4 protein-coding genes are annotated in these 6568 nt (G+C 68.3%); 1 reads left to right on the forward strand and 3 read right to left on the reverse strand.

Annotated features, from left to right (window positions below):
- Window positions 1–27: 27 nt before the first annotated feature.
- The 3 genes from ACZ4RZ_RS25680 to ACZ4RZ_RS25690 form a co-directional block, all read right to left on the reverse strand.
- Entirely contained in the window at window positions 28–333 is a 306-nt protein-coding gene (locus ACZ4RZ_RS25680) for an FmdB family zinc ribbon protein (RefSeq protein ID WP_467747926.1), read from the reverse strand.
- 68 nt (window positions 334–401) lie between these two features.
- Window positions 402–1664, reverse strand: a complete 1263-nt coding sequence (locus ACZ4RZ_RS25685) for an MFS transporter (protein ID WP_467747928.1) — start codon at window positions 1662–1664, stop codon at window positions 402–404.
- Window positions 1665–1913: 249 nt separating this feature from the next.
- The gene (locus tag ACZ4RZ_RS25690) at window positions 1914–3461 is read right to left on the reverse strand and encodes a potassium/proton antiporter (RefSeq protein ID WP_467747929.1); all 1548 of its coding nucleotides are present in this window, start codon (window positions 3459–3461) and stop codon (window positions 1914–1916) included.
- A 226-nt stretch (window positions 3462–3687) separates the two neighbouring features.
- On the opposite strand from ACZ4RZ_RS25690, the gene ACZ4RZ_RS25695 reads away from it, so the two are divergent.
- The gene (locus ACZ4RZ_RS25695; protein ID WP_467747930.1) at window positions 3688–6447 is read left to right on the forward strand and encodes a penicillin acylase family protein; all 2760 of its coding nucleotides are present in this window, start codon (window positions 3688–3690) and stop codon (window positions 6445–6447) included.
- Window positions 6448–6568: the final 121 nt, after the last annotated feature.

The raw sequence follows: 6568 nt of genomic DNA on the forward strand, positions 1-6568 counted from the left end.
AAAGCTGAGGGCAAGCCTTACGAAGTGTTACGCGGCGGAGCTGCTGGACGAGCCGGTTCCCGACGACTTCGAGTCCGAGGACGACGAGGACGTCGACGGCGAGGACGAAGTAGAGGCCGACGGCTTCGACGACGCCGGCGAGCTGCTCGACGAGGAGCCGCGGCTGTCGTTCCGGTAGAAGCCGGAGCCCTTGAAGACAATGCCGACGGCCGAGAACACCTTCTTCAGGCGGCCACCGCAGTTGGGGCACTCGGTCAGGGCATCGTCGGTGAACTTCTGCACCGCCTCAAGGCCCTCGCCGCACTCGGTGCACTGGTACTGGTAGGTCGGCACTTGTCTTCCTCCTGGCACTCTCACTCAATGAGTGCTAACGACGGTCCATAGTGACGTATTCCGCGAGATCAGTCCACTGTCACCGGCACTCGGTGACCGACGCCACGTGCGACGGTGCGACTCGGGGCCCGCGTAGCCAGCCGTGACCGCAGGGCCAGCAGTGTCACCAGAGCCAGTCCCGTACCGGCCATCGGCACCAGGAAACCGGCACCGTCCCAGAGGCGGTCCTCCAGTTGTCCGGCGACCGTGACGGCCGCCGCCTGGCCGAGCGCGACCGCGCCGGTCAGCCAGGTGAAGGCCTCGGTACGGGCGGCCTGCGGGACCAGGCCCTCGACCAGGGTGTAGCCGGTGATCAGGGCCGGAGCGATGCACATGCCGACCAGGAGGCCGATCCCGGCGAGCACGATCACGGAGTGGGCGGCCCACAGGCCGGAGGCGGCGACCGCCAGGGCCGCGTACCCGAGGACGAGCCGTCGCTGCGGGGCCACCTTCCAGGCGATGGCGCCGCACACGATGCCGGAGAGCATGTTGCCCGCGGCGAAAATGCCGTACAGGACGCCGTTCAGACCCGGCTCGCCGATCGACTCGCTGAACGCGGCGAGGGAGACCTGCATGCCGCCGAAGACGGAGCCGATGCCCAGGAAGGTGACGATCAGGACGCGCACTCCGGGGACCCGCAGCGCGGAACCGTGCTGCACGCGCGTGTGCCCGGCGGGAGCGACAGTGGGCTGGGTGCTCTTCTGCGCGGCGAAGAGGAGACCGCCGATCAGGGTCAGCGCGGCTTCGGTGAGCAGACCCGCGGACGGGTCCACGGCCGTGCACAGCGCCGTGGCGAGCAGTGGGCCGAACACGAAGGTCAGCTCGTCCGTGACGGACTCGAAGGCTGCCGCGGTGGTCATCAGGGGCGAGCCCTGCAGCTTCACACCCCAGCGGGCACGCACCATGGGGCCGATCTGCGGGACCGAGGCACCGGTCGGTACGGCGGCGACGAAAAGCGCCCACAAGGGGGCGCCGGTCAGCGCGAGCGCGGTCAGGGAGAGGCCCGACAGGGTGTGCACCAGGACGCCGGGCAGCAGGACGGCCCGCTGCCCGTAGCGGTCGGCGAGACGCCCCGTGAAGGGCGCGAACAGCGCCATGGAGACACCGGTGACGGCGGCGACGGCGCCGGCGGCTCCGTACGAGCCGGTGGTGTGCTGCACGAGCAGCACGATGGAGATGGTCAGCATCGCGAACGGCTGGCGTGCGGCGAAGCCGGGAAGCAGGAACGTCCAGGCGCCGCGTGTGCGCAGCAGCTGTCCGTACCCAGGGCGGGAGGTGACCGTGGATGCCACGGCCCGTGCCTTTCTGCCGCCTGGTAGCGCGCCCGTGCGGGGGCGCCGAGAGCTGTCCTCTTGCGCGGAACTGCGGTAGATACCGGGTCGCCCACTGCGAGGGCACCGCGGCCGCCATACGGTCGCGCCAGCTCTGCGTCAGGCAGAGTTGGTTCGATCAAGGTGTGCCTTCATCGTACAGGGACGAAGGTGTCGGTGCCTGTGAAAACGAGCACCACGGCGGCATTCGCCTGCGAATGCCATCGCTCCTTAATGTCCCGTTTGCTGGCCCGTTCCGTTGCCCGTCGTCCCCAGCCAGCCGGCCAGCTTGCCGCCCTGGGCCACGGCGCGCAGCCGCTTCTCGGCCGCGTCCCGGACCGGATCGGTGGCCACCACGAGCAGCTCGTCGCCGTGCCGCAGCACGGTCGTGGGCAGCGGCACGAACGACTTCTCCTCCCGCACGACGAGTGTGACGGCGGCGCCCGCGGGCAGCCGCAGCTCGTTGACCTCGACGCCGTGCATCCGCGAACCCCCGGGGATCGCGACGGACAGCAGATGGCCGCGCAGCCGCTCCAGGGGCGCCGATTCGATGCCGAGGTCGGCGGCCCCTGCGGACTCGCCCAGGCGCAGCTTCTGGGCCAGCCAGGGCAGCGTAGGCCCCTGGATGAGGGTGTAGGCGGCGACCAGGACGAAGACGATGTTGAAGATCCGGCGGCTCTCCGCGATGCCGCTCACCATCGGGATCGTCGCCAGGATGATGGGGACGGCGCCGCGCAGCCCCGCCCAGGACATCAGCGTCTGTTCCTGCCACGAAATGCGGAACGGCAGCAGGCTCACGACGACGCTCAGTGGCCGCGCCACCATGGTCAGCACCATGCCGATGACGAGGGCGGGCCAGATGTCGTCGCCTATCTCGTGCGGCGTGACCAGCAGACCGAGCAGGACGAACATGCCGATCTGGGCGATCCAGCCGAGTCCGTCGGCGAAGCCGCGTGTGGCGGGCCAGTGCGGCAGCTTGGCGTTGCCGAGCAGCATCGAGGCCAGATACACGGCGAGGAAGCCGCTGCCGTGGGAGAGCGCACCGGCGGCGTAGGCGACGACCGCGATCGCCATCACGGCAATCGGGTAGAGGCCGGAAGCGGGCAGGGCCACATGCCGCAGCCCGTAGGAGCCGAGCCAGCCCACCGCGAGGCCGATGGCCGCACCGATGGCCAGCTCCAGCGCTATCTCGCCGAGCAGCGCGTACCAGTGCTCCACGGGGCCCGCCGTGGAGAACGCGACGACGAGGATGACCACCGGAGCGTCGTTGAAGCCCGACTCGGCCTCCAGCACGCCCGTCACGCGCGCGGGCAGGGGGATTTTCCGCAGTACCGAGAAGACCGCCGCCGCGTCCGTCGAGGACACCACCGCTCCGATGATGAGCGCCTGCCGCCACTCGAGCCCGATGAGGTAGTGCGCGCCCGTGGCCGTGATGCCGACGCTCACCGCGACGCCGACCAGCGCCAGGGAGGAGGCGGCCGGAAGTGCCGGCTTGATCTCCTTCCACTTCGTGCCGAGGCCGCCCTCGGCCAGGATCACGACCAGGGCCGCGTACCCGATGACCTGGGTCAGCTCGGCATTGTTGAAGTGGATGTCGCCGATTCCGTCCTGGCCCATCGCGACGCCGATGCCCAGGTATACGAGCAGGCTGGGGAGCCCGCTGCGCGAAGAGATCCGAACCGCTGCCACCGCGACGAGCAGGACGAGCGAGCACACGAGCAGGAGCTGGTTGAGGTGGTGGACAGTCAGCGGCTGTTCCCTTCTCGCCGATCCGGGCACGGGATCCGAAACGTGTCGATCCGAACGCCGGACGTTGGTATGTCAGTCCAAGTACTTCGTTACCTTACCTAACTCTTGACGCTTTCTTGACACTCCGGCAGGCAAGATCGAACTCCCGTGCGCTCGGGTACCCGACTCCGCGTCAAGGCGCAGTAGGCCCTGCGCCTATGGTTGCTCCAGCACTCCAGGACCGCCTGCCGCTCGCGTTAGGACAGCAAGGACAGCGATGCCCCCCAACACCACCGCCTCTTCCGGCCAAAAGCCCGGCAAGTCCGGCAGGAAGAAGGGGCGCAAAGCCCGACTGTTCTTGATCGTCCTGGTTCTTGCCATCATCGGAGGCGTCGCCTTCGGCGCGTACTGGAGCATCAGCACCGTGCGCGCCTCCTTCCCGCAGACCAAGGGCTCCATCACGCTGGACGGCCTGTCGGGACCCGTCGACGTGAAGCGCGACGGGTACGGCATCCCGCAGATCTACGCCTCCTCCGACGAGGACCTGTTCATGGCGCAGGGCTTCGTCCAGGCGCAGGACCGGTTCTACGAGATGGACGTGCGCCGCCACATGACCTCGGGCCGGCTCTCCGAGATGTTCGGCAAGAGCCAGATCAAGAACGACGAGTTCCTGCGCACCCTGGGCTGGGACGGGGTGGCGAAGGAGGAGTACGACACCAAGCTGTCGGCCTCCACGAAGAAGTACCTCCAGGCGTACGCCAAGGGAGTCAACGCCTACCTGAAGGGCAAGGACGGCGAGGACATCTCCCTGGAGTACGCGGCCCTTGGTTTCACCAACGACTACAAGCCCCAGGAGTGGACCCCGGTCGACTCGGTGGCCTGGCTCAAGGCGATGGCCTGGGACCTGCGCGGCAATATGCAGGAAGAGATCGACCGCTCCCTGATGACGAGCCGCCTCGGCCCGAAGCAGATCGCCGACCTGTACCCGGACTACCCGTACAGCCGGAACAAGACGATCGTCCAGGACGGGCAGTACGACGACATCACCAAGTCGTACGTCCCGGACGGCGCCGGCACGGCCTCCTCGACCTCCACGGCGGGCACCGGGCTCACGAACAACGCCACGGCACCCTCCGGCTCCGGCCTGCAGAGCCAGCTGTCGGGGCTCTACAACGTCCTCGACGACCTGCCCACCGCCGTCGGCGTGAACGGCAACGGCATCGGCTCCAACGCCTGGGTCGTCGACGGCGACCACACCATCACCGGCAAGCCCCTGCTGGCCAACGACCCGCACCTGTCACCCTCGCTGCCGTCGGTCTGGTACCAGATGGGCCTGCACTGCACGAGCGTTTCCAGCAAGTGCCAGTACGACGTCTCCGGCTACACCTTCGCGGGCATGCCCGGCGTGGTCATCGGCCACAACCAGGACATCGCCTGGGGCATGACCAACTCCGGGGCCGACGTCACCGACCTCTACCTGGAGAAGCTCACCGGCGACGGCTACCAGTACGGCGGCAAGGTGCTGCCCTTCACGACCCGCAAGGAGACGATCAAGGTCGCGGGTGGCGCGTCCAAGAAGATCGTCGTCCGGGAGACCAACAATGGGCCCCTGCTGTCCGACCGCGACGACGAACTCGTCAAGGTCGGCAAGAAGGCCACCGTCGACCCCGCGGCGCCCGACCGCGGCGACGGCTACGGCATCTCGCTGCGCTGGACCGCGCTGGACCCCGGCAACTCCATGGACGCCGTCTTCGAGATGGACAAGGCGTCGGACTGGAACGAGTTCCGCAAGGCGTCCGCGTCCTTCGACGTGCCCTCGCAGAACCTGGTCTACGCCGACACCAAGGGCCACATCGGCTACCAGCTGCCCGGCAGGATCCCGATCCGCGGCGAGGGCGACGGCTCGCTGCCGTCGCCGGGCTGGGACTCCAAGTACAACTGGACCGGCTACATCAAGCAGGCCGAGCTGCCCTCCGAGTACGACCCGAAGCGCGGCTACATCGTGACCGCCAACCAGGCCGTCGTCGACCCGCACAAGTACCCCTACACGCTCACCACGGACTGGGGCTACGGCGCCCGCAGCCAGCGGATCACCGACCTGATCGAGTCGAAGATCAAGGGCCCCGGCAAGATCTCGACCGACGACATGCGCCAGATGCAGCTCGACAACAGCAGCGAGATCGCCAAGCTGATCGTGCCCAAGCTGCTCAAGATCGACGTCGCCGACAAGAACGTCCGTGAGGCGCAGAAGCTCCTCGAAGGCTGGGACTACACCCAGGACGCCGACTCCGCGGCGGCCGCGTACTTCAACGCGACCTGGCGCAACATCCTCAAGCTCGCCTTCGGCAACAAGCTGCCCAAGGAGCTGCGGGTCAAGGGTCAGTGCCTGTGGGTCGACCCCGTCGACACCACCGGTCCCGCGGACGAGGACCAGTCGGTCCGCGAGTGCGGTCAGCGCGACGCCGACCAGGCGCAGCCGGACGGCGGCGACCGCTGGTTCGAGGTCGTCCGCAAGATCATCGACGACGAGAACAACGACTGGTGGAAGTCGCCCAAGACGCGTCTGGACAAGGCGACCGACACCCGTGACGAGCTGTTCGCGCGGGCCATGAAGGACGCCCGCTGGGAGCTGACCGCGAAGCTCGGCAAGGACATCGACACCTGGAGCTGGGGCCGGCTGCACCGCCTGTTCCTGAAGAACCAGACCCTGGGCACCGACGGTCCCGCGTTCCTGAAGTACATGCTCAACCGCGGCCCGTGGAAGCTCAGCGGCGGCGAGGCGGCGGTCAACGCGACCGGCTGGAACGCGGCGGGCGGCTACGGAGTGGTCTGGGTGCCGTCGATGCGGATGGTCGTCAACCTCGGGGACCTCGACAAGTCCAGGTGGATCAACCTCTCCGGCGCCTCCGGGCACGCCTACAGCGCCCACTACACCGACCAGACGGACAAGTGGGCCAAGGGTGAACTGCTGCCCTGGGCCTTCTCGGAGAAGGCCGTCGACAAGAAGACGAGCGACACGCTGGTCCTGAAGCCCTGACGGTCGGTACGGAATCGAAGTGGGCCCCCCCCCCGGCGTCGAGGGGCACCTCCCCCCCCCCCGGGCTTCCCCCGCAACGGTGCACGCCCATGGGGGTTCCCCCCCCATGTCCCGGACGGTT

The sequence above is a fragment of the Streptomyces sp. NPDC027189 genome, from assembly GCF_055566975.1.

Coding starts and splice junctions, on each gene's coding strand:
- ACZ4RZ_RS25695 (WP_467747930.1), top strand. CDS start 3,688: ATGCCCCCCAACACCACCGCCTCTTCCGGCCAAAAGCCCGGCAAGTCC.